27 protein-coding genes are annotated in these 22850 nt (G+C 66.3%); 22 read left to right on the top strand and 5 right to left on the bottom strand.

Going from position 1 to position 22850, the window contains the following annotated elements; translation table 11 throughout:
* Nucleotides 1–11: 11 nt before the first annotated feature.
* Nucleotides 12–884 carry a signal recognition particle-docking protein FtsY gene (gene ftsY, locus AB0O89_RS10540; protein WP_363497219.1) on the top strand — a complete coding sequence of 291 codons (873 nt, stop codon included), beginning with the start codon at nucleotides 12–14 and terminating at the stop codon, nucleotides 882–884.
* A gap of 56 nt (nucleotides 885–940) precedes the next feature.
* A complete protein-coding gene (locus tag AB0O89_RS10535) occupies nucleotides 941–1441 on the top strand; it encodes a DUF2004 domain-containing protein (protein ID WP_363497216.1) in 501 nt (166 codons plus the stop codon).
* 15 nt (nucleotides 1442–1456) lie between these two features.
* Here the strand turns inward: AB0O89_RS10535 and lipA are convergent, their stop codons facing one another.
* On the bottom strand, nucleotides 1457–2503 hold the full coding sequence (gene lipA, locus AB0O89_RS10530) for a lipoyl synthase (protein WP_363497213.1): 1047 nt from the start codon (nucleotides 2501–2503) through the stop codon (nucleotides 1457–1459).
* Nucleotides 2500–3138, bottom strand: a complete 639-nt coding sequence (lipB, locus tag AB0O89_RS10525; RefSeq protein WP_363497210.1) for a lipoyl(octanoyl) transferase LipB — start codon at nucleotides 3136–3138, stop codon at nucleotides 2500–2502. Before lipB ends, lipA begins: the two co-directional genes overlap by 4 nt.
* Before the next feature lie 78 nt (nucleotides 3139–3216).
* Here lipB and AB0O89_RS10520 point away from each other — a divergent pair, with 78 nt between their 5' ends.
* The 4 genes from AB0O89_RS10520 (at nucleotide 3217) to AB0O89_RS10505 (ending at nucleotide 8436) form a co-directional block, all read left to right on the top strand.
* Nucleotides 3217–3777, top strand: a complete 561-nt coding sequence (locus AB0O89_RS10520; protein ID WP_363497207.1) for a TetR/AcrR family transcriptional regulator — start codon at nucleotides 3217–3219, stop codon at nucleotides 3775–3777.
* A 35-nt stretch (nucleotides 3778–3812) separates the two neighbouring features.
* The gene (gene ffh / locus AB0O89_RS10515) at nucleotides 3813–5381 is read left to right on the top strand and encodes a signal recognition particle protein (protein WP_363497204.1); all 1569 of its coding nucleotides are present in this window, start codon (nucleotides 3813–3815) and stop codon (nucleotides 5379–5381) included.
* A gap of 98 nt (nucleotides 5382–5479) precedes the next feature.
* Nucleotides 5480–6664 carry a hypothetical protein gene (locus AB0O89_RS10510; RefSeq protein ID WP_363497201.1) on the top strand — a complete coding sequence of 395 codons (1185 nt, stop codon included), beginning with the start codon at nucleotides 5480–5482 and terminating at the stop codon, nucleotides 6662–6664.
* A complete protein-coding gene (locus AB0O89_RS10505; protein WP_363497198.1) occupies nucleotides 6661–8436 on the top strand; it encodes a glycosyltransferase in 1776 nt (591 codons plus the stop codon). Before AB0O89_RS10510 ends, AB0O89_RS10505 begins: the two co-directional genes overlap by 4 nt.
* Before the next feature lie 9 nt (nucleotides 8437–8445).
* Here AB0O89_RS10505 and AB0O89_RS10500 read toward each other — a convergent pair whose 3' ends face one another.
* Nucleotides 8446–9606 (bottom strand): glutamate--cysteine ligase, encoded by a 1161-nt coding sequence (locus AB0O89_RS10500; RefSeq protein WP_363497195.1) that lies wholly within the window; start codon nucleotides 9604–9606, stop codon nucleotides 8446–8448.
* A 237-nt stretch (nucleotides 9607–9843) separates the two neighbouring features.
* Between AB0O89_RS10500 and rpsP the strand changes: the two genes are divergently transcribed.
* The 5 genes from rpsP (at nucleotide 9844) to pyk (ending at nucleotide 13401) form a co-directional block, all read left to right on the top strand.
* On the top strand, nucleotides 9844–10281 hold the full coding sequence (gene rpsP, locus AB0O89_RS10495) for a 30S ribosomal protein S16 (protein WP_300594845.1): 438 nt from the start codon (nucleotides 9844–9846) through the stop codon (nucleotides 10279–10281).
* Between the two features lie 3 nt (nucleotides 10282–10284).
* Entirely contained in the window at nucleotides 10285–10515 is a 231-nt protein-coding gene (locus AB0O89_RS10490; RefSeq protein ID WP_228178146.1) for an RNA-binding protein, read from the top strand.
* 1 nt (nucleotide 10516) lies between these two features.
* On the top strand, nucleotides 10517–11161 hold the full coding sequence (gene rimM / locus AB0O89_RS10485; protein WP_363497191.1) for a ribosome maturation factor RimM: 645 nt from the start codon (nucleotides 10517–10519) through the stop codon (nucleotides 11159–11161).
* A gap of 1 nt (nucleotide 11162) precedes the next feature.
* A complete protein-coding gene (trmD, locus tag AB0O89_RS10480; protein ID WP_300594853.1) occupies nucleotides 11163–11855 on the top strand; it encodes a tRNA (guanosine(37)-N1)-methyltransferase TrmD in 693 nt (230 codons plus the stop codon).
* A gap of 124 nt (nucleotides 11856–11979) precedes the next feature.
* Nucleotides 11980–13401 (top strand): pyruvate kinase, encoded by a 1422-nt coding sequence (pyk, locus tag AB0O89_RS10475; RefSeq protein ID WP_363497189.1) that lies wholly within the window; start codon nucleotides 11980–11982, stop codon nucleotides 13399–13401.
* A gap of 20 nt (nucleotides 13402–13421) precedes the next feature.
* Here the strand turns inward: pyk and map are convergent, their stop codons facing one another.
* Nucleotides 13422–14204: a type I methionyl aminopeptidase gene (gene map / locus AB0O89_RS10470; protein WP_300594836.1), complete on the bottom strand. Its 783-nt coding sequence runs from the start codon at nucleotides 14202–14204 to the stop codon at nucleotides 13422–13424.
* Nucleotides 14205–14317: 113 nt separating this feature from the next.
* Between map and AB0O89_RS10465 the strand changes: the two genes are divergently transcribed.
* The 11 genes from AB0O89_RS10465 (at nucleotide 14318) to AB0O89_RS10415 (ending at nucleotide 22645) form a co-directional block, all read left to right on the top strand.
* Entirely contained in the window at nucleotides 14318–14809 is a 492-nt protein-coding gene (locus tag AB0O89_RS10465; RefSeq protein WP_363497186.1) for an MFS transporter permease, read from the top strand.
* A gap of 160 nt (nucleotides 14810–14969) precedes the next feature.
* Nucleotides 14970–15317 carry a 50S ribosomal protein L19 gene (rplS, locus tag AB0O89_RS10460; RefSeq protein ID WP_228178152.1) on the top strand — a complete coding sequence of 116 codons (348 nt, stop codon included), beginning with the start codon at nucleotides 14970–14972 and terminating at the stop codon, nucleotides 15315–15317.
* Nucleotides 15318–15460: 143 nt separating this feature from the next.
* Entirely contained in the window at nucleotides 15461–16228 is a 768-nt protein-coding gene (gene lepB / locus AB0O89_RS10455; protein WP_363497183.1) for a signal peptidase I, read from the top strand.
* Nucleotides 16225–16893 (top strand): ribonuclease HII, encoded by a 669-nt coding sequence (locus AB0O89_RS10450; RefSeq protein ID WP_363497180.1) that lies wholly within the window; start codon nucleotides 16225–16227, stop codon nucleotides 16891–16893. Before lepB ends, AB0O89_RS10450 begins: the two co-directional genes overlap by 4 nt.
* A 62-nt stretch (nucleotides 16894–16955) precedes the next feature.
* On the top strand, nucleotides 16956–17279 hold the full coding sequence (locus AB0O89_RS10445; RefSeq protein WP_195691615.1) for a DUF2469 family protein: 324 nt from the start codon (nucleotides 16956–16958) through the stop codon (nucleotides 17277–17279).
* Between the two features lie 94 nt (nucleotides 17280–17373).
* Entirely contained in the window at nucleotides 17374–17736 is a 363-nt protein-coding gene (locus AB0O89_RS10440; RefSeq protein ID WP_363497177.1) for a YraN family protein, read from the top strand.
* Nucleotides 17733–19253: a YifB family Mg chelatase-like AAA ATPase gene (locus AB0O89_RS10435; protein WP_363497174.1), complete on the top strand. Its 1521-nt coding sequence runs from the start codon at nucleotides 17733–17735 to the stop codon at nucleotides 19251–19253. Before AB0O89_RS10440 ends, AB0O89_RS10435 begins: the two co-directional genes overlap by 4 nt.
* Nucleotides 19250–20419 carry a DNA-processing protein DprA gene (dprA, locus tag AB0O89_RS10430; protein ID WP_300590846.1) on the top strand — a complete coding sequence of 390 codons (1170 nt, stop codon included), beginning with the start codon at nucleotides 19250–19252 and terminating at the stop codon, nucleotides 20417–20419. Before AB0O89_RS10435 ends, dprA begins: the two co-directional genes overlap by 4 nt.
* A gap of 29 nt (nucleotides 20420–20448) precedes the next feature.
* Nucleotides 20449–20976 carry a DUF2087 domain-containing protein gene (locus tag AB0O89_RS10425; protein ID WP_300590847.1) on the top strand — a complete coding sequence of 176 codons (528 nt, stop codon included), beginning with the start codon at nucleotides 20449–20451 and terminating at the stop codon, nucleotides 20974–20976.
* 76 nt (nucleotides 20977–21052) lie between these two features.
* Complete coding sequence (locus AB0O89_RS10420; protein ID WP_300590848.1) at nucleotides 21053–21952, top strand: tyrosine-type recombinase/integrase; 900 nt, start codon at nucleotides 21053–21055, stop codon at nucleotides 21950–21952.
* Nucleotides 21953–22012: 60 nt separating this feature from the next.
* A complete protein-coding gene (locus AB0O89_RS10415; RefSeq protein WP_363497169.1) occupies nucleotides 22013–22645 on the top strand; it encodes a DUF3060 domain-containing protein in 633 nt (210 codons plus the stop codon).
* Here the strand turns inward: AB0O89_RS10415 and AB0O89_RS10410 are convergent.
* Nucleotides 22623–22850, bottom strand: a 228-nt coding sequence (locus AB0O89_RS10410; RefSeq protein WP_363497166.1) for an integrase core domain-containing protein, incomplete at its 5' end; no start/stop codon positions are given. The two genes, AB0O89_RS10415 and AB0O89_RS10410, sit on opposite strands and share 23 nt — an antisense overlap.

The raw sequence follows: 22850 nt of genomic DNA, 5'->3' as shown, positions 1-22850 counted from the left end.
AGGCTGGAGCTATGGCCGAATCATCCTGGTCGCTCGGACGAGCGCTTCGCGGCATGTTCGTCAAACCCACGATCGATGAAACGACGTGGGAGGACCTCGAGACGGCACTTCTGACTGCCGACTTCGGTCCCGACATCACCGAGCGCATCGTCGATGAGCTTCGCGAGAAGGTCGATCGCTATCGGACCACCGATCCGCGTGACCTGCAGCGGATGCTCAAAGAGACGCTCGAGGAGCACTTCGCGAAGTTCGACACCACGCTCAAGCTCACCGAGCGACCGGCCGTCGTCCTCGTGGTCGGGGTCAACGGTGTGGGCAAGACCACCACGATCGGCAAGTTCGCGAACTTCCTGCGCCGCTACCAGCGCAGCGTCGTGGTGGGGGCTGCCGATACGTTCCGTGCGGCAGCCGTCGATCAGCTCGCGACGTGGGCTGAGCGCGGGGGCGCGCACATCGTCCGGCCGCAGCATGAGGGGCAAGACCCGGCATCCGTGGCTTTTCAGACGATCGAGTACGCGAAGAACACCGGCACGGAGATCGTGCTCGTCGACACGGCAGGGCGCCTCCACACCAAGGGTGGCCTGATGGATGAGCTCGGCAAGATCCGCCGGGTGATCGAGAAGCAAGCGCCGATCAGCGAAGTGCTCCTCGTCCTCGATGCGACAACGGGCCAAAACGGGGTCATGCAGGCCGAGGCGTTCCTCGAGCACGCTGGCGTTACCGGACTCGTTCTCACGAAGCTCGACGGGTCGGCGAAGGGCGGTTTCGTCCTCGCCGTGCAGGAGCGCACGGGCATTCCGGTGAAGCTCCTCGGGCAGGGCGAAGGAATCGGCGATCTCACCGGGTTCACCCCCCACGTTTTCGCTGCGGCGCTCGTCGATTGACGCCGCGCCGGGCATCAGGACTATCGGTCTGACCCCGAGGCTGGTTTCATGGGGACATGGCGATCGAGCACGACTTCTTCGGCCTGCTGGAATCTGGCCCCGACGGTTCGATCTTCTGGTCTGAGAACGTGGAGTTCGCGGACCAGTCGGTCACCGTGGATCTGACCGCGCCCGACCAGGACGATGTCTCGCCGGCCGCGCTCGACGTTGCCGCGAGCCTCATCTCGTCTCTCGAGACGATCGATCGGATCGCGCGCGAGGCGATGGTGTCGCAGCTGAGCGAGCGCACCAGCGAGGTGACCGAGTACATCCTCCAGCAGCAGGAAATGCTGGGCGAGGAGCTCGAATCTTTCCTGGTCGACGTTTCGGGAGATACCCATATCGACGTCATCCGTGCGCTTCAACTGATGAGCATGACGATCCTTGCCGATGAGCACGGCGGATCTGATCCGTTCGCCGTGCTCGAGTACGCCCTCGACCCGGATGCCACCGATGACGTGCTGCTGGTAAACATGGCCTCCGACGGCACGGTGCTCTCGGTCACCAGCGCGGATTAGGCGCGACCACTCGCCTCACACGGCTTGAGCGAAGCTCAGGCCCTCGCGCGCGATGTCATCAGCGAGGTGCGACAGGTTCTCGGGGATCTGCCGTCCTTTCGAGAGCATCGACTGTGCCCACAGGCGCCCCGCGCGGTACGACGAGCGGACCAGGGGCCCCGCAAGGACCCCGAGGAATCCGATCCGCTCGGCTTCCTCCTTGAACGAGACGAACTCGTCAGGCTTGACCCAGCGCGCGACGGGAAGATGGCGCGGGGATGGTCGCAGGTACTGCGTGATGGTGATGATGTCGGTTCCAGCCTCGTGGAGGTCGTGAAGCGCCTGCACGACCTCCTCCGGCTCCTCACCCATCCCAAGGATGAGATTGGACTTGGTGATCAGTCCTGCCCGCCGAGCCTGAGTCAGCACGTCCAGCGAGCGCTCGTAGCGGAACGCCGGGCGGATGCGCTTGAAGATCCTCGGGACTGTCTCGACGTTGTGTGCGAAGACTTCGGGGCGTGCCGCGAAGACCTCGTCGAGAAGCGTGGGCTCGCCGTTGAAGTCGGTCGCGAGCAGCTCGACGCCGGTACCCGGGTTTACGGCGTGAATCCGCCGCACAGTCTCAGCGTTCAGCCATGCGCCCCCGTCGGGTAGATCGTCGCGGGCGACACACGTGACTGTCGCGTAGCGCAGTTGCATCCGCTTCACGCTCTCGGCAACCCGCCGCGGCTCGTCGATGTCGTAAGCCGCAGGCTTGCCCGTGTCGATCTGGCAGAAGTCGCAGCGACGTGTGCACTGGGATCCGCCGATGAGGAAGGTTGCCTCGCGGTCTTCCCAGCACTCGTAGATGTTCGGGCATCCGGCCTCTTGGCACACCGTGTGAAGACCCTCGTCTTTCACCAGATGCTGCAGCTGGGTGTACTCAGGCCCCATCTTCGCTTTCGTGCGGATCCACTCGGGCTTGCGCTCGATGGGGGTCTGCGCGTTGCGGATCTCGAGCCGCAGGAGCTTTCTCCCGTCCGGTGCGGTCTGCGCTCCGTTGGGGCCCCCATCGCCGGTCGATCCTGTCCCACATGCGCTCACGCTGCGACCTCCGCGTACTCTCGCTCGAATTCTCTGATGACGGTGGGAAGGACATCTGCCGGGGCCACCGACGCGCCGACCACCTCGCTGACGGTCGTGACACCGGCATCCGTGATTCCGCAGGGGATGATGCCGCGGAATCCGGCGAGCGTGTTGTCGCAGTTGACTGCGAAGCCGTGCATCGTCACCCCCTTTTCGACGCGTACGCCGATGGCCGCCACCTTGTCTTCCGACAGGGGGCGTCGCACCCAGACACCACTACGGCCCTCGACCTGGTAGCCCTCGACGCCGTGGTGGGAGAGGGCGGAGATCAGGAGCCGCTCCAGACGCCGCACGTGAGCTACGACATCGATCGGATCGGGAAGTCGCAGGATCGGATAGCCGACGAGCTGCCCCGGACCGTGCCAGGTGATCTTGCCACCGCGATCGACGTCGATCACCGGCGTCCCATCGGTGGGCCGCTCGTGCGCCTCGGTGCGCTTACCTGCCGTGTAGACCGGGTCGTGTTCGAGCAGGATGAGCGTGTCGGGGCGTGATCCAGCGACGATCTCGCGATGGATGCGGCGTTGCATCTCCCAGCCGTCCAGATAAGGCACCGTCGCGGGAGACAATCCCGCCACCACGACATCGATCACGAAAGCCTCCGGCGTATTGTTGGACTCCGTCTAACAATACGCCGGATCCTGGCAACACCGAGCGTGTACCCTTCCTCCATGTCCGGAGGACGACCACACGCGGTATCGCGGGAGTTGATTGCTGAAGCGGCGTGCGAACTCTTCCTCGAACAGGGATATGAGCGCACGACTGTCGCACACATCGCTCGCCGGGTCGGAGTGAGCCGTTCGAGCTTCTTCAACTACTTCGAGTCGAAGTCCGAGGTCTTCTGGTCGGGCCTGGACGAGAGGATCGGGTTCCTCGACGCGTTCCTTGCCGCGGCGTGCCCGTCGTCACAGCCGGCTGCGGTCGTGACGGATGCCGTGCGTGAGGCCTTCTCGCGGTTTGCCCCCGATGCACTCGCGCTCGCGCTTGTGAACTCGGACGCGATGGGGATCGTTCCCGAGCTCACGCAGGAGATGGCGACGCGCCAGTGGCGCATTGCCGCCGCGATCAGTCCCTACCTGCGTCGCACGGGGCAGGATGCGCTCGCAGCCGAAGTGCATGCAGCCGCCTATGCTGGCGCGGTGATCGCTGCGCTGCGCGCCTGGGCTCTGGCCGGTGCGGGGCGGGAGCGACTCGACGATCTCCTCCGTCGCGCCCTGGGAATGCTTCGCTGATCCCGTAGGGCACCCTCACGTAGAATCGGACGATCATGGCAACCTTTGGCACGCTCTCGGATCGCCTTACCGAAACCTTCCGCAACCTCCGTACCAAGGGCAAGCTCACGCCCGCGGATGTCGACGGGACCGTCCGTGAGATCCGGCGCGCGCTCCTGGATGCCGACGTCGCCCTGCCTGTGGTGAAGGAGTTCACCGCGAAGGTGCGCGAACGCGCTCTCGGCGACGAGGTCAACCGCGCGCTGAACCCGGCCCAGCAGGTCGTGCAGATCGTCAACGAGGAACTCGTCGGCATCCTCGGCGGGCAGCAGCGCCGACTGCAGTTCGCGAAGACTCCGCCGACTGTCATCATGCTGGCGGGCCTCCAAGGTTCGGGAAAGACGACCTTCGCGGGAAAGCTCGCGAAGATGCTCGAGAAGGATGGCCACACGCCGCTGCTCGTGGCCTGTGACCTGCAGCGCCCGAACGCCGTGAACCAGCTCCAGGTCGTCGCCGAGCGCGCCGGCGCCGCGATCTACGCACCCGAGCCGGGCAACGGCGTCGGAAACCCTGTCAAGGTCGCGAAGGACGGTGTCGAGTACGCGAAGCAGAAGCAGCACGACATCGTCATCATCGACACCGCCGGCCGCCTGGGCGTCGACGCCGATCTCATGAAGCAGGCGGCCGACATCCGCAAGGCAACTGACCCCGACGAGGTCCTGTTCGTCATCGACGCGATGATCGGTCAGGATGCCGTCAACACCGCGAAGGCCTTCCAAGAGGGTGTCGACTTCACGGGTGTCGTCCTCTCCAAGCTCGACGGCGACGCCCGCGGTGGTGCGGCACTTTCCGTCGCATCCGTCACCGGTCGTCCGATCATCTTCGCGTCCACCGGCGAGGGGCTCGATGACGTCGAGCCGTTCCACCCCGACCGGATGGCGAGCCGGATCCTCGACCTCGGCGACATCCTCACCCTCATCGAACAGGCGCAGAGCGCCTTCGACGAGGCCGAAGCGGCCAAGATGGCCGAGAAGCTCGCGACCGAGCAGTTCACACTCGAAGACTTCCTCGAGCAGATGCAGCAGCTCAAGAAGATGGGCTCGATGAAGAAGATGCTCGGGATGCTCCCGGGCATGGGCCAGATGAAGCAGCAGCTCGACGACTTCGACGAGCGCGAGATCGACCGCACCGAGGCCATCATCCGGTCGATGACCCCGGGCGAGCGACGCAACCCCAAGATCCTCAATGGATCGCGACGCCTGCGGATCGCACGCGGTTCCGGGATGACGGTCACTGATGTCAATCAGCTGGTGCAGCGGTTCGAGCAGGCGGCGAAGATGATGAAGACCGTCGCGCGCGGCGGTGTTCCCAACATCCCCGGCATGGGTCCGGTCCCCGGCGGCGGTCGCCCCGGCGCGTCGGCCAAGCGCGGCAAGCAGTCCAAGGCTCAGAAGGCGCGTCAGGGTTCGCGGTCGGGAAACCCCGCGAAGCGTGCCGCCGAGAACGCCGGGCTCGGAGGCCAAAGCGCCACGCCCACCGGCTCGGGGTTCGGTCTGGGTGGCGGACAGCAGGCGCCGAGCGAGGCTGACCTGGCCGAACTCCAGAAGCTGCTCGGCAAGAACTGACGACTGCGCTGATATCGCGCAGGTGAAGCCTCGCCACCGACCGGGGCTTTCGCTACAATCCGCACGTCATCTGTCTTCATCGGCGAGCGGAACCGAGAATGTCCGTGCTCAGCGGCCAGCACCTGTTCGACCGCGATGTGCCGCGCTTCCTGGAGAGCCCCGCAGGAGTCCTGCCGCCCTACCCTCGGCGAACGTGGCTGCGCTGGACGATGCGTGGCATCCTCGCACTGCCGCTCGTTATCGTCGTCGTTCGCTACGCGCTCCTAGCCCCCGAGCCGTGGCATGACACTGCCAATCAAGCGCTGCTAGCCCGCGTCCGGGACGGCGCAGGCGCAGCGGATTTCGGGCAACTCCTCACGACCTTCTCACCACCGCTGGGCGCGCTGCCGGCACTGGTCCTTCCTTCGGAGCTGCTCCTCGCCGTCGGCGGGGCACTGCTCGGAGGCTTCTTCCTGCAGGGTCTCGACCAGGCGATGTTCCGCCGCGGACTGCACGGCATCATCCGTCTCGTCGTTCTCGTCTCGCTGCTGATCTCGCCGGTCTTCGTGCTGCTCTCGGCAACCGACATCACAATGTTCGGCGCCGTCGTCCTCTTCGGTCTCGGACTCATCGACATCGTGCGTTTTGAGAATCTCGCCAACACCCAGGCGGGATTTCGCGCGGGGCTGCTGCTCGGGGCTGCGGCGATGACGGACGTGCGGGCCATTCCTCTCGTTCTCACGGTCGCGATCGTGGGGACTCTGCTCATCCACTCCCGCCCGCAGGCCCGGGCGGCGAACGCGGTCATCGTGGCCTTTCCCACTGTCGCGGTCACTGTCGCGCTCGCCCTTGCCGGCGTGATCATCGGCTCGGGACCGCTCACCTTTCTCCGCACCGATGCGACAAGTGCCGCCCGTGCGATCGAGGCGCTGGTCTCTGACCCGCTCAGCGAGCCACTGATGCTGTACCTCGCTCCCGTGCTCGTCGTCGCCATAACTGCCGGGGTCTTCGGCTTCGCGCGCTCGGGCGTGATGATGCTCCTGATCGCGGTGGGTGCTCTGGCCGGCGTTCTGGTGGGTTCACCGCTGATCGCTGCCGCAGCGCTCGCCTACCTACTCGTGCATATTTCGGTCGCCATCCTTCCGACGGAGTCGCCGGCGCAGCACGCGGCGATCGTCGTCATGTGTTCCGTGCTCGTCGGTATCGTCGGGTGGGTTGTCGCCTCGCGACTTCCCGAGGCCCAGGAGTGGTCGGTCGTCTTCACGGGGTTCGGTCAGGTTCCTTCCGGAGGTGGCAACGGATGACAGACATCGATGTAAGCCTCCTGGATGTCGGCTTTCGCGCGGTCTACGCCCGCGAGGGATGGATTCCGCTCGCGGCGGGCGAGGACGGCACCGTCCTGGTCGGCGCGTCGCGCGAGCTGAACCCCACGCAAGAGGAAGCGATCGCCGACGATCTTGGCGCGCCGATCGAGGTGGTCCCGGTAAGCCAGCAATTCATCATCGACGCGGTGATCGAGGTGTTCGCGGCAGAGTTCGCCGCTGAGGCTGCGGACGGGCTCGCGAACGCGAATCCGGTGCGTTCGGCGCGCACCGTCCTCTCGCGGGGCCAGGTGATCGGGTTCGCGGTCGTGGCGAGCGTTGCGGTGCTCGGTGCGGTGCTGCTGACGGGCCCGACGCTTGTCGTCATCCTTGCTCTGATCAATCTCTTCTTCCTGGCCAGTGTGCTTTTCAAGTTCGTTGTCGCCTTCCGGGGATCCCGCTACGACCTGGTCAACAAGGTGTCGCAGCTCGAACTGGCGATGCTCGACGAGGACGATCTGCCGTTCTACACCGTGTTAGTGCCGGTCTTTCGCGAAGAGAAGGTCGTCGCGCAGCTCATGACGAATCTCGGTCGTCTGGACTATCCGCGCGACCGCCTCGAGGTTCTGATCCTCGTCGAAGAGGGCGACGATGCGACCAGGGCGGCGATCGCTCGGTCAGTAGTCCCGGAGCACTTCATCGTCGTTCCGGTTCCGGCCGGGGTGCCGCAGACCAAGCCCCGCGCGTGCAACGTCGGGCTGGAACTGGCGCGCGGCGAGTTCCTCGTGATCTTCGATGCCGAAGATGCGCCTGAACCCGACCAGCTGAAGAAGGCTGTCATCGTCTTTTCGCGAACCGACGAATCGACAGCCGTCGTGCAGGCCTCGCTCAACTACTTCAACGCCCGCGAGAACGCCCTTACGCGCCTGTTCACCCTCGAGTACGGGGCGTGGTTCGATTACATGCTCATGGGGCTCGAAGACTCCGACCTTCCGATCCCGCTCGGAGGGACGTCCAATCACTTCCGGATGACGGCGCTTCGACGCCTCGGGGGATGGGACCCCTACAACGTCACCGAGGATGCCGACCTCGGCATCCGTGCCAGTGCGTTGGGGTATCGGGTCGGTGTCGTTGATGCCACGACGATGGAGGAAGCGACCTCGCGCATTCCGCAGTTCGTTAAGCAACGCAGTCGTTGGATCAAGGGCTACATGCAAACGGCGCTCGTCCATTCGCGGCAGCCCATAGCGCTGATCCGTCGGATCGGCCTGCGCCGGTTCGCTGCGTTCGCGCTCCTGATCGCCGGCACGCCCTTCACCTTCCTCAGCGTGATCCCCTTCGCCATCCTGCTCGTACTCGCCCTCGCGTTGCCGTTCTACGTCGTCCCTGTCGAGGTCCCGCCGATCGTGATCGTCCTGAGCGCTTTGAACTTCCTGCTCGGCTACTCCCTGCTGATCTACATGAACATGATGGGCCCGTATAAGCGGGGACTCTTCGGGCTCGTGCCCTGGGCTCTCCTGAAGCCCCTGTTCTGGATCCTGCACTCGATTGCGGCGTACAAGGCTCTCTGGCAGCTGATCACCAGGCCGCACTATTGGGAGAAGACGGAGCACGGCACCTCCCGGTTCGCGGCGCCGCACGCCGCTGCCCGCGAACAGCCTGACGCCACCCCGTCCGAGCCGGCCGTCCCCGACGAAGGTTCCGAGGTGGAACTCACCCCGGAGGAGCGGGAAGCGCGCAGCGCCGGGGAGCGTCAACGCCGGATGTCGTGGTGACGTGTCGGGCTAGCGCAGGGCGTTCAGATGGTCGCGCAGGGTCGGCCCGTCTCGGAACTCGGTTACGAGGTGCCGCACGACCGCTCGCAAGTCGCCACCGTTCTCGTCGGCCACCCGCAGCTGCCGTTCGTAGCTTGCTCCGCTCGCGAGGATCATCTCGACACCGGCGAACTCCTTCGCACACTTGAGCTCGACAGAGATCTCGGCGAGATCGTCGAGGACCTCGCGCAGATGCTCGCGCACGGGCACAGGTGTTCCCTCACGGTCGACGATGATCTCGGCATCCAGGCCGTACCTGGCTGCACGCCACTTGTTCTCCCGGATGAACCAGGGCTGGATCCCGGTCAGGTCTTCCCCGTCATCGAGTCGCCGCGAGAAGTGCTCCACCAACACCTGGACGAGGGCGGCTACTGCTGCAAGCTCGGGCAGGGTCGACATCCCGTCGCATGCGCGTACCTCGATCGTGCCCCAGCGCGGTGCGGGTCTGATGTCCCAGCGCACCTCGGTCGCGTCAGCCATGACGCCGGTGTTCACCATGTCGTCGAGGTAAGCCTCGAATGACTCCCAGTCATCGAGCAGCCAGGGGAGACCGGCAGTGGGGAGCTGTTGGAACACGAGAGCCCGGTTCGATGCGTAGCCGGTGCGGTCGCCTGCCCAGAAGGGACTCGACGCCGACAGCGCCTGGAGGTGGGGGAGGTAGGTCGACAGAGCCCGGATGAGCGGCATGACTTTGTTCACGTCCTCAACACCCACATGGATGTGGATGCCCCAGATCATCATGTTCCGACCCCACCACTGGGTTCGCTCGATGAGTGCCTGGTACCGCGTCTTGTTGGTGACCTCCTGGTCATACCACTGCGCGAACGGATGCGACCCGGCGCACAGCAGGTCGAGGTCTCGCGGCTCGGTCGCTGTCCGAAGGGCACGGATGCCGTCGACCATGTCTTCGGCGGCTTCGGCCACGGTCGACCCGATCCCGCTCGTGACCTCGACCGTATTCGTGAGCAGTTCGCTTGTGAGCGAAAAACGCTCGAGATCAATCGTGGGCGCGAGTTCATCGAGGACCTCGGGAGCCCGGCCGGCTAGGTCACCCGTGCTGCGGTCGGCGAGCATGAGCTCCCACTCCAGGCCGACGGAGGAGCGAGCGGATGTCGCAAAGCCGAGCGTCATGGCGTCAGTTTGGCATGCACCGGCACTCTCTGACCCGATTGCGACACGGTGCGACGAGTACCCCTCGACGGCACCTGCGCGTCGTCGGTTCTCGGCATCCGGTCGGATCTGGCAGAATAGAGGGTCGGACCGCGCTCGACCCTCTATCCAGCGCATCCGCCCCCTTTGAGCTTCCGCCGGGTGTGCACCCCACGCTCCAGGCGATCAGTTCGTTCGAATCCACCACACAGGAGAATCGTGGCTGTCAAGATCCGCCTCAAGCGGCTCGGTAAGATCCGTGCCCCGTACTACCGCATCGTCGTCGCCGACTCGCGCACCAAGCGCGACGGACGCGTCATCGAAGAGATCGGCAAGTACCACCCGACCGAGGAGCCCTCGTTCATCGAGGTCGACTCTGCTCGTGCCCAGTACTGGCTGAGCGTCGGCGCCCAGCCGACCGAGCAGGTGCGCGCCATCCTCAAGATCACCGGCGACTGGGGAACCTTCAAGGGCGACAAGAACGCTGTCTCCACGCTGAAGACCGCCGAGGCAAAGCCTGTCTTCGAGGTCGAGACCTCGAAGAAGTCGGTCGTCAAGCCCAAGGCCGAGAAGAAGGCTGAGGAGGCCCCCGCGGCTGACGCTGAGGCCGACGCTGCACCCGAGGCCGCTGAGTCGGCCGAGACCGCAGAAGCCTGATCCGTGCTCGCCGCCGCGCTCGAACACGTCGTCAAGGGGATCGTCGACAACCCGGATGACGTGCGTATCCTTTCGTCGGAGTCCTCACGCGGTGAGGTACTCGAGGTGCATGTGCACCCCGACGACCGAGGACGCGTCATCGGGCGCGGCGGTCGCACGGCCAAAGCAATCCGCACCCTGATCTCGGCGCTGGCCGACGGGCGCCGCGTGCGGGTTGACGTCGCGGACGACTGACGTGGTCGATTCGGACGGGCGCTCCGCGCCGCCCCCTTCGGCAGGAACCCAGCTGCGGGTCGGACGTCTCGTGAAGGCGCACGGACTCAAGGGTGCGCTGAAGCTTGAGCTTTACACCGACAATCCGGACGGACGTTTCGTTCCCGGTGCGACGTTCACCCTCCAGGTCCCCGACACCTCTCCCTGGCACGGCAAGCCGTTGACCGTTCGTGAGTTCCGCTGGATGAACTCTCACCCGGTCGCCTTCTTTGAGGGCGTCGATGATCGGACCGCTGCCGAAAGCCTCGTGCGTGCCATCCTCTGGGTCGATGAGGCAGCTGACGCGGCATCCGACGAAGAGGATGCTTGGTTCGACCACCAGCTCGTGGGTCTCGACGTTCGCCGCGATGGCGCCTCGGTCGGCCGCGTGATCCGCGTCGAGCACCTGCCGGCACAGGACCTGTTGATCGTTCGCGCTGACGCTGATCGCGAAGTGCTCGTGCCCTTCGTCAAAGCGATCGTGCCGGTCGTCGATCCTTCAGCGGGTTACGTCATCGTGACGCCACCGGCAGGCCTGTTCGAAGACATCGTCGATGAGGATCCCGAACCCGCCGCATCCTCCGATGAGTCTCCCGAGGACACGGCAGCCGACACCGACGGGAACTGACGTGCGCATCGACGTCGTCACGATTTTCCCGGCGTTCTTCGACGTCCTCGAGGTCTCGCTCATCGGCAAGGCCCGCGAGCGCGGCCTGCTCGATGTCCGCGTGTACGATCTGCGTCAGTGGACTCACGACCGCCACCGCACTGTCGATGACACCCCCTACGGGGGCGGTGCCGGGATGGTCATGAAACCCGAACCGTGGGGCGAGGCACTCGACGAACTTGCGCCAGCTGATGCGTCAGCCCGGCCGACGATCGTGTTCCCGTCGCCGGCGGGGGAACTCTTTCGCCAGTCGACGGCGCGCGAGCTCGCGCGCGAAGAGCACCTCGTCTTCGGGTGCGGACGATACGAAGGCATCGACGAGCGGGTCTTCGAGGATGCCGCCGCGCGTGGCTCGGTTCGCCTCATCAGCCTCGGCGACTACGTGCTCAACGGCGGCGAGGTCGCCGCTATGGCGATGATCGAAGCCGTCGGACGCCTCGTTCCCGGGATGGTGGGAAACCCGGCGAGCATCGTCGAGGAGTCACACGAAGACGGGCTCCTGGAGTATCCGTCTTACACGAAACCCGCCGTGTGGCGAGATCGCGCTGTGCCCGACATCCTGCTCAGCGGCAATCATGGTGCCATCGCGCAGTGGCGTGCGCAGCAGCAGCTCGAGCGAACTCGTGCGCGTCGGCCTGATCTGCTGACGGAATGAGGATGCGCAGCTGAGGCGAGCCCTGAGCAGCGTCGTCAGTCACCGACTTGTCACACGCGAGAAACCCGCCGGTGTCGTCAGGGCGCCAGACTGAGAGCGACTCACCCGCCGAAGGGATCGTTGCATGCGCCGCGCCAAGATCGTCGCCACTCTGGGACCTGCGACATCGTCATACGACCAGATCGAGGCCCTCGTTCGCGCGGGGATGGATGTCGCCCGGCTGAATATGAGCCACGGCGAGTGGGACATTCACGAGCAGTCGTACGCCAACGTGCGACGAGCCGCCGACTCCACCGGGCGACCGGTCGGCATCCTCGCGGATCTGCAAGGCCCCAAGATCCGGCTCGGACGCTTCGCCGACGGCCCGCACCACCTCGAGCCGGGCGACATCTTCACGATCACCACCGAGGATGTCGAGGGCACGCGCGAGATCTGTGGAACGACGTTCCCGCAGCTTGCCTCCGACGTCGTTGCTGGAGACACGCTGCTCATCGATGACGGCAAGGTTCGGCTGCGAGTGCTCGACACCGACGGCATCCGGGTGCGCACCGAGGTCGTGGTCGGGGGAGCGGTCTCGAACAACAAGGGCATCAATCTCCCGGGGGTCGCAGTCAGCGCGCCAGCTCTGAGCGCGAAGGACGAAGCCGACCTGCGCTGGGCGTTGGCGCTCGGCGTCGACATGATCGCGCTCTCGTTCGTGCGCTCGCCCAAGGACGCACAGCGGGCGCGGATCATCATGGCCGAAGAGGGTCGCCGGATTCCGATCATCGCCAAGATCGAGAAGCCCGAGGCTGTCGAACACCTGCAGGAGATCATCGACGCGTTCGACGGCGTCATGATCGCTCGTGGCGATCTTGGCGTCGAGCTGCCGCTGGAGACCGTGCCGATCGTGCAGAAGAGAGCGATCGAGCTCGCCCGCCGCTGGGCCAAGCCGGTCATCGTCGCGACCCAGATGCTTGAGTCGATGATCGAGAATCCGGTGCCGACGCGCGCAGAGACCTCGGATGTCGCCAATGCGGTTCTCGACGGCGCTGACGCGGTCATGCTCTCGGGTGAGACAAGCGTCGGCGCGCATCCCGTTACGGTGGTCGAGACCATGGCCCGAATCGTCAGGTCAACCGAGGAGACCGGGCTCGAGCGCGTGCCCCAGCTCGGGACGAAGCCACGGACGCAGGGCGGCGCGCTGACCCTTGCCGCCGCCACGATCGCCGACTTCGTCGATGCGAAATTCGTGTGCGTGTTCAGCCAGTCCGGCGACTCGGCCCGCCGGATGGCGCGGCTACGCCACCGCGTCCCGATCCTCGCGTTCACCGATCTGCCGGGAACCCGATCACGCCTCGCGCTCAGCTGGGGTGTGGAGCCGTTCCTCGTGCCCCGAGCCACCTCGACTGACGGGCTTATCGAACTTCTCGACCAGGTGCTCATCGAGACGGGCCGGGCCGCGCCGGGTGATGTCGTGATCATGACCGCGGGCGCTCCTCCCGGAACCCCGGGGTCGACGAACAACGTGCGGGTCCACCGCGTCGGCGCCTCCGACGGGTCGTGAACCCGGGACGAGGTACCGGCTCAGCTGACCCCGAGGAAGCTCCGGTCGGTGAGGATGACGGGGCCGTCCTCGGTGATGGCGATCGTGTGCTCGGAGTGAGCCCCGCGCGAGCCGTCAGCGCTGCGTAGCGTCCAGCCATCGGCATCCGTTCGCAGCTGGTCCGTCGACTGCAGGAACCAGGGTTCGAGCGCGAGCACCAGTCCAGCCCGCAGGGGGTACCCGCGGCCGGGCTTGCCGTCGTTGGGAACGTGCGGGTCACCGTGCATCTCGCGACCGACCCCATGGCCGCCGAAATCCGTGTTGATCGAGAGGCCCTCGCCGTGAGCGACGGCGGCCACGGCGGCCGAGATATCACCGATGCGGTTACCGATGACCGCTGCGCTGATCGCGGCATCTAACGCGCGCTCAGTCGTGTCGATGAGGGCGAGGTCTTCGTCGCGGGGCGTGCCCACCACGAAAGACACCGCTGAGTCGGCGACCCAGCCGTCGACGGAGACGGCGAAGTCGAGGGTCACGAGGTCGCCGTCGCGGATGGCGTAGTCGAAGGGAAGCCCGTGGAGCACGGCGTCATTGATCGACGTGCAGATGACCTTGCCGAACGGGCTTGCTCCGAAGGAGGGGTGGTAGTCGATGTAGCACGACTCGGCGCCGACTTTGCGGATCATCTCGTGCGCGCGGCGGTCGATGTCGAGCAGGTTCGTTCCGACGCGGGTCTCAGCGCGCAGGGTCGCGAGTACTTCGGCGACGAAGCGACCAGCCGGTTTCATCGCCTCAATCTCGGCAGGGGTGCGCAACTCGATCATCAGTTTCCTCTCGACCGGTCCATTCTGTCTGATCCGCTATCGATCGGCTGTGAGGATGCCTCGCATCGCGTGCCTCGGCCACGGGTGGCATGAGCCGGGCGTAGCATCGAATCATGTGGCTGCGACGCGCCTACTACGGCTGGATGATCCCCGCCGCGTTCGTGCTGCCGTTGTGGCTCTTCGTCGGCTGGATCGCCTTCGACGCCGGCGCGTGGGCCTTGCTGTGGGTCTTGCTCATGGCCATTCCCTCGGTACTGATCGGCCAGCTCGTCCTGACACTCTTGGTGCGGGCGCGTCCGACTGCTCGGGCTGCACGAGCAGTGTCGTGGTGGGATGTCGCGGGATTCACGGTCTGGCACGCTCTCACGATCGCGCTCGGCTTCTTCGTGGCGGCCTGGTGGTTCCCGGTCTTCTTGCTCACGGTCGCCGTCGGGCTGTCGCTGTTCTGGCTGATGCTCTGGCAGCTGTGGCGCGAAGCGCGTCCGGGCATCGCGACGCTGCGTAGCGCGTCTGGAGTGTCCTACATCCCGCCCTCGCCGGCGACCGCTCCGCGCCGCGAGGACCCCGAGGTCATCGTCATCACCGAGCAGCAGCCCGGCTCCTGACGGTTTTGTTCGCGGCGGCTGTCGTGGCAGAATAGCTGTTTGTGCCTTGACGGATTCTGCCTCAGGGGAATCCGCCGCCGGTCCTGACCGCGGTTCGGCACACCTCATCCTTTTCTATCCACCCGCGACCGACCTGTGGCGGCCGCAGAGAGTAGCGATCATGCAGACCCTCGATATCGTCGACGCAGCTTCCCTGCGCAGCGACATCCCCGCTTTCGGCCCCGGCGACACCGTCAAGGTGCACGTGAACATCGTCGAAGGAAGCCGCTCGCGCGTCCAGGTCTTCCAGGGCGTCGTGCTCGGTCGCTCCGGCGACGGCGTGCGCGAGACCTTCACCGTCCGCAAGATCAGCTTCCAGGTGGGCGTCGAGCGTACGTTCCCCGTGCACAGCCCGATCATCGACAAGATCGAGCTCGTCACCCGCGGTGACGTCCGTCGTGCGAAGCTCTACTACCTGCGCGAGCTTCGCGGCAAGAAGGCCAAGATCAAGGAGAAGCGCGACAACTGAGTCTGCGCCTCTCCACGTGTGCCCCGGCGCTTTGGTGCCGGGGCACACGTGTCTGTCCGGGCGTTGCACGACCCCCGGAAGACCCATCGTGTGACACCCTTATCTGAGCGTCCGGTATCACCTCGGACGGATTGGATCGCTGCATGACTTCCGACGCTGACGCGCCCGCTGAACCCGTAACACGGGCACAGCGGCGTCGACAGAGTGGCAGACGCGGCGGTTGGCTTTTCCTGCGGGACGTACTGGTCATCATCCTGATCGCCGTCGTCGTTTCGGCGCTGGTGAAGACGTTCCTGGTCCGCTCGTTCTACATCCCGTCTGGGTCCATGGAGGACACGCTTCAGATCGACGACCGCATCCTTGTCGACGAGCTCACACCGCGCTGGAACGGGTACCAGCGCGGTGACATCGTCGTGTTCCAGGATCCGGGTGGGTGGCTTCCTCCGAGTGTGCGCCCGGCCCAGTCTCCGTTCGTCGAGGGCATCGACTGGCTCCTCACTCTCGTCGGTCTCTCGGTCTCGGATTCCGAGGACCACCTCATCAAGCGGGTCATCGGGGTTCCGGGCGACCATGTCGTGTGCTGCAACGCTCTCGGACAGATCACGATCAACGGTATTCCGATCGACGAGTCGGCGTACGTCAAGCTCGACCCGGGTCAGACCGCGCCGAACCCCGTGCCGTTCGATGTCGTGGTTCCCGACGGGAGCCTCTGGGTTCTCGGTGACAACCGAGACCACTCCAAGGACTCGCGCTTCAACCAGGACCAACCTGGCGCCGGGTTCGTGCCGATGGAGAACGTCGTCGGTCGCGCATTCGTGACCACGTGGCCGATCTCGCGGTGGAGAATTCTTGATCCGCACAGTGAGGTATTCGCTGGCGTTCCCGCAGGCGAAGGAACCGGCGCGCAGTGACCGGGGCGTCGCGAGCGGTCCCGCGCCTGACTCTGGAGCGGCAGCTGTTGCGCGAGTACGACCTCGTCATCTCGTGCGATGAGGTCGGTCGCGGTGCCCTCGCCGGCCCGGTCGCCGTGGGGGCCACCGTGACGGATGCCGCGCTCTCGCGCCGCCGGGTTCCCGAGGGCCTGCGCGACTCAAAGCTGATTCCCGAACCGCGCCGCGCGGAGCTGGCTCGACGCGCTGCGGGCTGGGTCGTCGACAGTTCTGTCGGGTGGGCAAGCTCAGCCGAGATCGACGAGGTCGGCATCCTGCCCGCCCTCGGGCTCGCTGCCAGGCGTGCGCTGGCGGAGCTCACGACCCACGGTGTGGACATGTCGCGCGCGATCGTCGTCCTCGACGGGAACCACGACTACATCTCGCGGGCTGCGGGCCCTCGGCTGACGGTCCGCCCCGTGATCAAGGCCGACCGCGACTGTGCCGGCGCGGCCGCGGCATCCGTCATCGCCAAGGTTGCGCGAGACGATCTCATGGTGGGTCTCCACGACGACCTGCCCGCCTATCAGTGGGTCCGCAACAAGGGGTATGCGAGTCCCGAGCACCGCGCCGCGATTCTCGAGCACGGGGTGAGTGACCACCATCGGGTATCGTGGGCCTTCGCCGGAGCTCCGACGCTCTTCTGAGACGCCCGTGGGAGCTCGACCGTGGTCGCTTGCCGCATCCCGGGAACTAGGATGAAAGCACCATGGATGACGAGGTCTTCGAGGACTACGACCGCGAACTGGAACTGGCGCTGTATCGCGAGTACCGGGATGTCGTACACCAGTTCCAGTACGTGATCGAGACGGAGCGACGCTTCTACCTCGCCAATGACGTCAACGTCGTTCGCCGGGACACGGAGCACGACTTCTACTTCGAGATCACGATGAACGACGTGTGGGTGTGGGACATCTATCGCGCGGACCGCTTCGTGAAGTCCGTGCGCGTGCTGACCTTCAAGGACGTCAACGTCGAGGAACTCCAGCGCGGCGACTTCCAGTTGCCCGACGAGCTCACGCTCGACAGCTGAGCGTCCTTCCTCCCCAGGCGCATAATCCCCGAGCTTCTTCGTTTCTTGCCCCGATCCTGGCGGTCGCCGATGGGTGCGCAGCGACGCTGGGGGAATGGCACGCAAAGACGAACTCGGCAGGGCGGGTGAAGACGCCGCCGAGGCCTACTTTCGGGCACGGGGCTTCGAGATCCTCGATCGCAACTGGCGTTGCCGCACCGGTGAGATCGACCTGGTGGTCGCCGATGCCGACACTGTCGCGATCGTCGAGGTCAAGACGCGACGATCCGCCGCCTTCGGGCATCCGTTCGAGGCGATCGACGCACGAAAGCTCCACCGCCTGCACCAGCTGGCGCGAGAGTGGCGCACCGCCCACCGTGATCTAGCCGGCAGCCGCCCCGTGCGCGTGGACGGGATCGCGATCAGCGGAGATCCCGCGGCGCCGCTGCAGATCGAGCACTTGCGAGACCTCGCATGAGCCTCGCCCGCACCTGGGCGATCTCGCTGGTGGGAATCGAGGGCGTCGCCGTCGAAGTCGAAGCCGATCTCTCCGATCAGCTTCCCGACTTTCGCATCATCGGACTTGCCGACCGTGCGCTCGGGGAGTCCTCTCAACGCGTACGCAACGCCTGCGCCAATAGCGGCGTTCCGCTTCCGAGTCGTCGCTTGACCGTCAATCTCTCGCCAGCGAACCTGCCGAAACACGGCTCCGGGTTCGATCTCGCGATCGCCGTCGCTGCCCTGGCTACACAACTGCCGCTGTCTGCTGATGCCCTCATGCGTACTGCGCATATCGGTGAACTCGGCCTCGACGGCAGATTGCGCCCCGTGCCCGGCATCCTTCCCGCCGTGCTGGCCGCAGCTCGGGCGGGACTCGAGACCGTCGTCGTGCCACGAGCCAGCGAGGACGAAGCAGCGCTCGTACCCGGAATCACCGTGGTCGGTGCGACGAGCCTCAGCGACGTTCTCTCCCGACATGGGATCGAGGCGCGGCTACCCGAGGCCGATCCGGTCGATCTTCCCAGTGACCTCGGTGTGACGGAGGAGACGCTGGACCTCGCTGACGTGGTTGGACAGGATGACGCTGTCGCCGCCCTCCTTGTCGCGGCCGCCGGTGGCCACCATCTGCTCATGACCGGTCCGCCGGGCGCCGGAAAGACGATGCTCGCGCGGCGACTCCCCGGGATTCTGCCGCCGTTGGATGACGAGGCCGCGTTGGCTGCGGCATCCATCCGTTCGCTCTCGGGGAGCGCTGTCACGCATCTTTCGCGCGTCCCACCGTTTGAGGCGCCGCATCACAGCGCGAGTGCTGCAGCTCTCGTCGGCGGTGGATCTCGTGCGCCTCGCCCCGGCGCAATCGCGCGTGCAAGCGAGGGCGTGTTGTTCCTGGACGAGGCTGCAGAATTCGCCACGACGGTGCTCGATGCGCTGCGTCAACCCCTCGAGTCCGGGCACATCACCGTCCATCGAGCCGGATACACGGCATCCTTCCCCGCGCGGTTTCAGCTTGTCCTGGCGACCAACCCGTGTCCGTGCGGAAACCGGGGGCTTCGGGATGCTGTCTGTGAATGCCCGTCGCAGGCGATCAGGCGCTACCAGAACCGCCTGTCGGGCCCGCTTCTCGATCGCGTCGACATCGAGCTGACCCTGCTGCGGGTGGGCCGTGTTCCCGAGGCGCGGGGAGCCCTGGACTCTGCCCATGCCCGGGCGCTCGTGGTCGAAGCCCGTGATCGGGCCGCGCGACGCCTGTCGAATACCCCGTGGCGGCGAAACGCCGATGTACCGGGCACGTGGCTACGCTCCGGCGCTGGGGCGCTCCCGCCCGCGGTTCGTGCCCCGCTCGATGGCGCCCTGGCGCGGGGCACTCTGACGCTGCGCGGCTATGACAGGGTTCTGCGGGTGGCGTGGACGCTCGCCGATCTCGAGGGGGAACGGATGCCGACCCCCGACCACATCGGGCGCGCACTGTTCCTGAAGCGAGGAACAGTCTCGTGATTGATCCGCAGCGCGCTCGAGACGAGCTCGGCCCTCTCGTGACGGGCCCACTCTCCGACGACGGCATTCTCGATCGGTATGCCCGCGTGGTCTGGAACAGCCTGACCGAGCCGGGTGACGCGGCAGCGGGGATCCTGACGGAATCGCTCGGGGCTTTCGAGGCGCTCGCACGGGTGCGGCGCGGGGACATCGGCGACAGCATCCTGGACCAGAGCGAGGCCCGTGCGGCACTGCAGCGGTGGGAACCGAGGATGCGGCCGGGTACGGTGGCTGGCCTCCTGCGTACTGCCCGTGCCGCTCGACTGCGGCTCGTGACCCCTGCCGACGAGGAGTGGCCCGATGCTGTCGACGACCTGGGAGCGCACGCACCCCTGGCACTATGGGTGCGCGGCGACCCGCGGTCGATCTCCGCGGCCCGCACGGGGGTGGCCATCGTCGGAGCGCGTGCGGCCACATCGTACGGGGAACATGTCGCGGGGGAGTTCGCCGCTGAACTTACCGCTTCCGGAATCCCCATCGTGTCGGGTGCGGCCTTCGGTATCGACGCCGCCGCTCACCGGGCGACCCTCGCCGGTGGCGGCTGCACGATCGCGCTCATGGCGGGCGGGCTGGAAAGGGCGTATCCGCAGGCCCACACCGAGCTTGTCGAGCGCATCGCCGCGACAGGTGCGGTCGTGAGCGAGGTCGCGCCGGGCTTCGCTCCCACGAAGTGGAGATTCCTGCAGAGGAACCGGCTCATAGCAGCCCTGTCGGCGGCGACAGTCGTGGTCGAAGCCGGGTGGCGCAGCGGATCGCTTAACACCGCGCATCACGCGAGCGCCCTGGGCCGCGCGATCGGAGCAGTGCCGGGGCCGGTTACCAGCGCAGCGTCGGCGGGTTGCCACCGGCTCCTGCGCGAACTCGAAGCGACCTGCGTCACCACCGCTGCCGACGTTCGCGAGTTGATCGGCTGGGGGGAACTCATGGGCCTGAGCGGTCGTGACGCCGAACCTCGCACCACCGACGCCACCCGTGTCCGTGACGCCCTCAGCACACGAGTGGCGCGCACCACGCAGGAGATCGCGCGGCGCAGCGGCCTCAGCACTGGAGAGGTTCAATCCCACCTCGGAATCCTGCATCTGGACGGAGTGGTGACGGCAGACGCGGGCGGCTGGCGGCTGGCGTGAGAGGCTCGGGGTGAGGAGGTCAGGCAGCGATGACACAGCAGACAGGCAACCGGTGGCGTCCGGTGATCGCCGCGCTAGCGAACCCCGACGTTCGCGTCGCCTTCGGCTTGTTGCTCATGGGCGGAGACGCTGCTGGCTATCTTGATGCGAAGTCACCGTCGCGGCGCGAGCACATCGTCCGGGTGCTGACCGCGTCGGGCGCAGTTCGCGTGGAAGAGGGCGGGCTGGAGCTTGAACCGACGGTGTTCGGCGACATCCTTGCCGAGGCGTCGCCCCGAAAGGCAACGGATATCGGAAGGTTCCTCGTCGACGGGCGCATCACGCACTACCCGGCGTCGCTACGCGAGCGTGATGATCTGTTGCGATGGGTTGTCGGGCGCGTTCTCGAGCACGGTGAGACGGTCTCGGAACCTGTTCTCACCGGCCGGTTGCGCGTGCTCGTCGATGACACCGCACTCTTACGGCGCTACCTCGTTGATTCAGGCCTTGTTGACAGGAGCCGGGATGGGGCTGCGTACACGCTCCGGGGCGAGGCCGCGGATACCCCGCCTTCGTGAGCTGGAGACTGCGGCACCTCGCGCCACACCGGGTTGGGCGCCGTCGCCGCTTGGTCGGCTGAGGCATCCTGTCTGCATGGACATCTCCGAGGCGGCAGAGCGCTACCTGCGCTACGTCGCCGATGTGCGCCGGCTGTCTCCTGCAACGGTGCGCGCGTACCGGTCGGATCTGACCGACCTGGCCGATGCTGTGGGTCCCACCCGGGTACAGGATGTCGATCTCGAGATGCTGCGGAACTGGATGTGGCGCGCGAGCGAGCGCGGCGACGCTCGGTCCACCCTCGCGCGGCGTGCTGCTGCGGTGCGCACCTTCTTTGCGTGGGCACTGGATGCGAACCTCATCGACACGGACCCTGCGGTGCGCCTCGTCGCGCCCAAGCGCGGGCGAACGCTGCCGAAGGTTGCCTCTGCCGACGGCCTTGCCCAGTTGCTCGATGAGCTCGGGCAGTTAGCAGGAACGGGGGGCGACGCGGTTGATCTGCGTGATCACGCCATGCTCGAGCTGCTCTACGGGGCAGCGCTGCGCGTCTCGGAGCTGTGTGCCCTAGACCTGACAGATCTCGACAACGGGCGCCGGACCGCGCGCGTCTGGGGCAAGGGGGCGAAAGAGCGGGTCGTGCCCTACGGGGGTGCCGCTGCGCGCGCACTGGATGCCTACCTTGTGCGAGGTCGGCCGGCGCTTGCCGTGACCGATACCGCCCGCAGTGCACTCTTTCTCGGCGTTCGTGGCGCGCGCATCGGCTCGCGTACCGTCTACGACGTCGTCGCTCGACGCGTCGGCGCGCTCACCGGGGGGAGTGTGGGCCCGCACGCTCTGCGACACTCCGGCGCCACCCACCTCCTCGATGGTGGTGCCGACCTGCGGTCGGTGCAGGAGATGCTCGGCCACGCGAGCCTGGGTACGACGCAGATTTACACTCATGTCTCCAGCGAGCGGCTGACGGCGAGCTACCGTCTCGCGCACCCGCGGGCGTAGACGGACGCGGCACCACCCCTGCGTCTCTGACGATCTGCGCTTCCCGCGTAGGGTAATCGCATGCATGCTCCGCGCCGCACGCTCGGTGTCGCCCTGGCCGTCGCCTCGGCTTTCGCGCTCGCCGGATGCATCGCGCTCCCGGGACCTCGTGTCACCGTCGTTCCGACACGGGGAGCCGTGACTCCGGTTCCCTCGCCCTCCTGGGAAACGCAGGCACCGACTCCGGCACCTACAACCACGGTCTCTCCGACATCCGCACCAGATGCGCTCTGCGTGAACGGGAAAGCCGTCCTGGCAGGCAACGATGTCGTGTTCTCGCTGACGGGCGACTGCGCCGACGTGACGATCGCCGGCAACCGGATCGTCGTGCAGATGGACGGATCAGCGGACACCGTGTTGCTCCAGGGGAGCAATAATGATGTCGCGATCGGCGACATGGGTGATGTGCGTATCGAGGGAAACGACAACAGCTTCGTCAGTGGCGGGATCGGATCTATGCAGATCGCTGGTGACCGCATGCGCATCGACGCTGACGGTGCCATCGGCGACATCACGGTCAACGGAAACGACAACACCTTCAGCGCAAGCGGGTACGGCACGATTCAAGACAACGGCGGCAGAAACGTCTTTGGGGCCTTGACCCTTGATCGTGGACACGGTGTCGGGTGGGTTATGCCGCTTCCGCGAGGGTAGCTGATCTCGCGGCTTCGTAGACGTTCTCGTAGGTGTTCGGGGTGATGTTGCCGATCGCGGAGTGGCGTCGGCGGGTGTTGTAGCGGCTCGCCCAGCGGAACACGGCCCGATAGGCGGTGGCCTGGTCCGGGAACGCTGACCGGCCGGCGAGGAGCTCGCGCTTGAGCGTCGCGTTGAAGCTCTCCGCGAGTGAGTTGTCGGCACT

Origin of the sequence: Microbacterium sp. NPDC076895, assembly GCF_040687115.1 — a bacterium.
Taxonomy (GTDB): Bacteria; Actinomycetota; Actinomycetes; order Actinomycetales; family Microbacteriaceae; genus Microbacterium.
The sequence above is the reverse complement of the archived record's forward strand: the minus strand, read 5'-3'. Positions and strand labels throughout refer to the sequence as shown.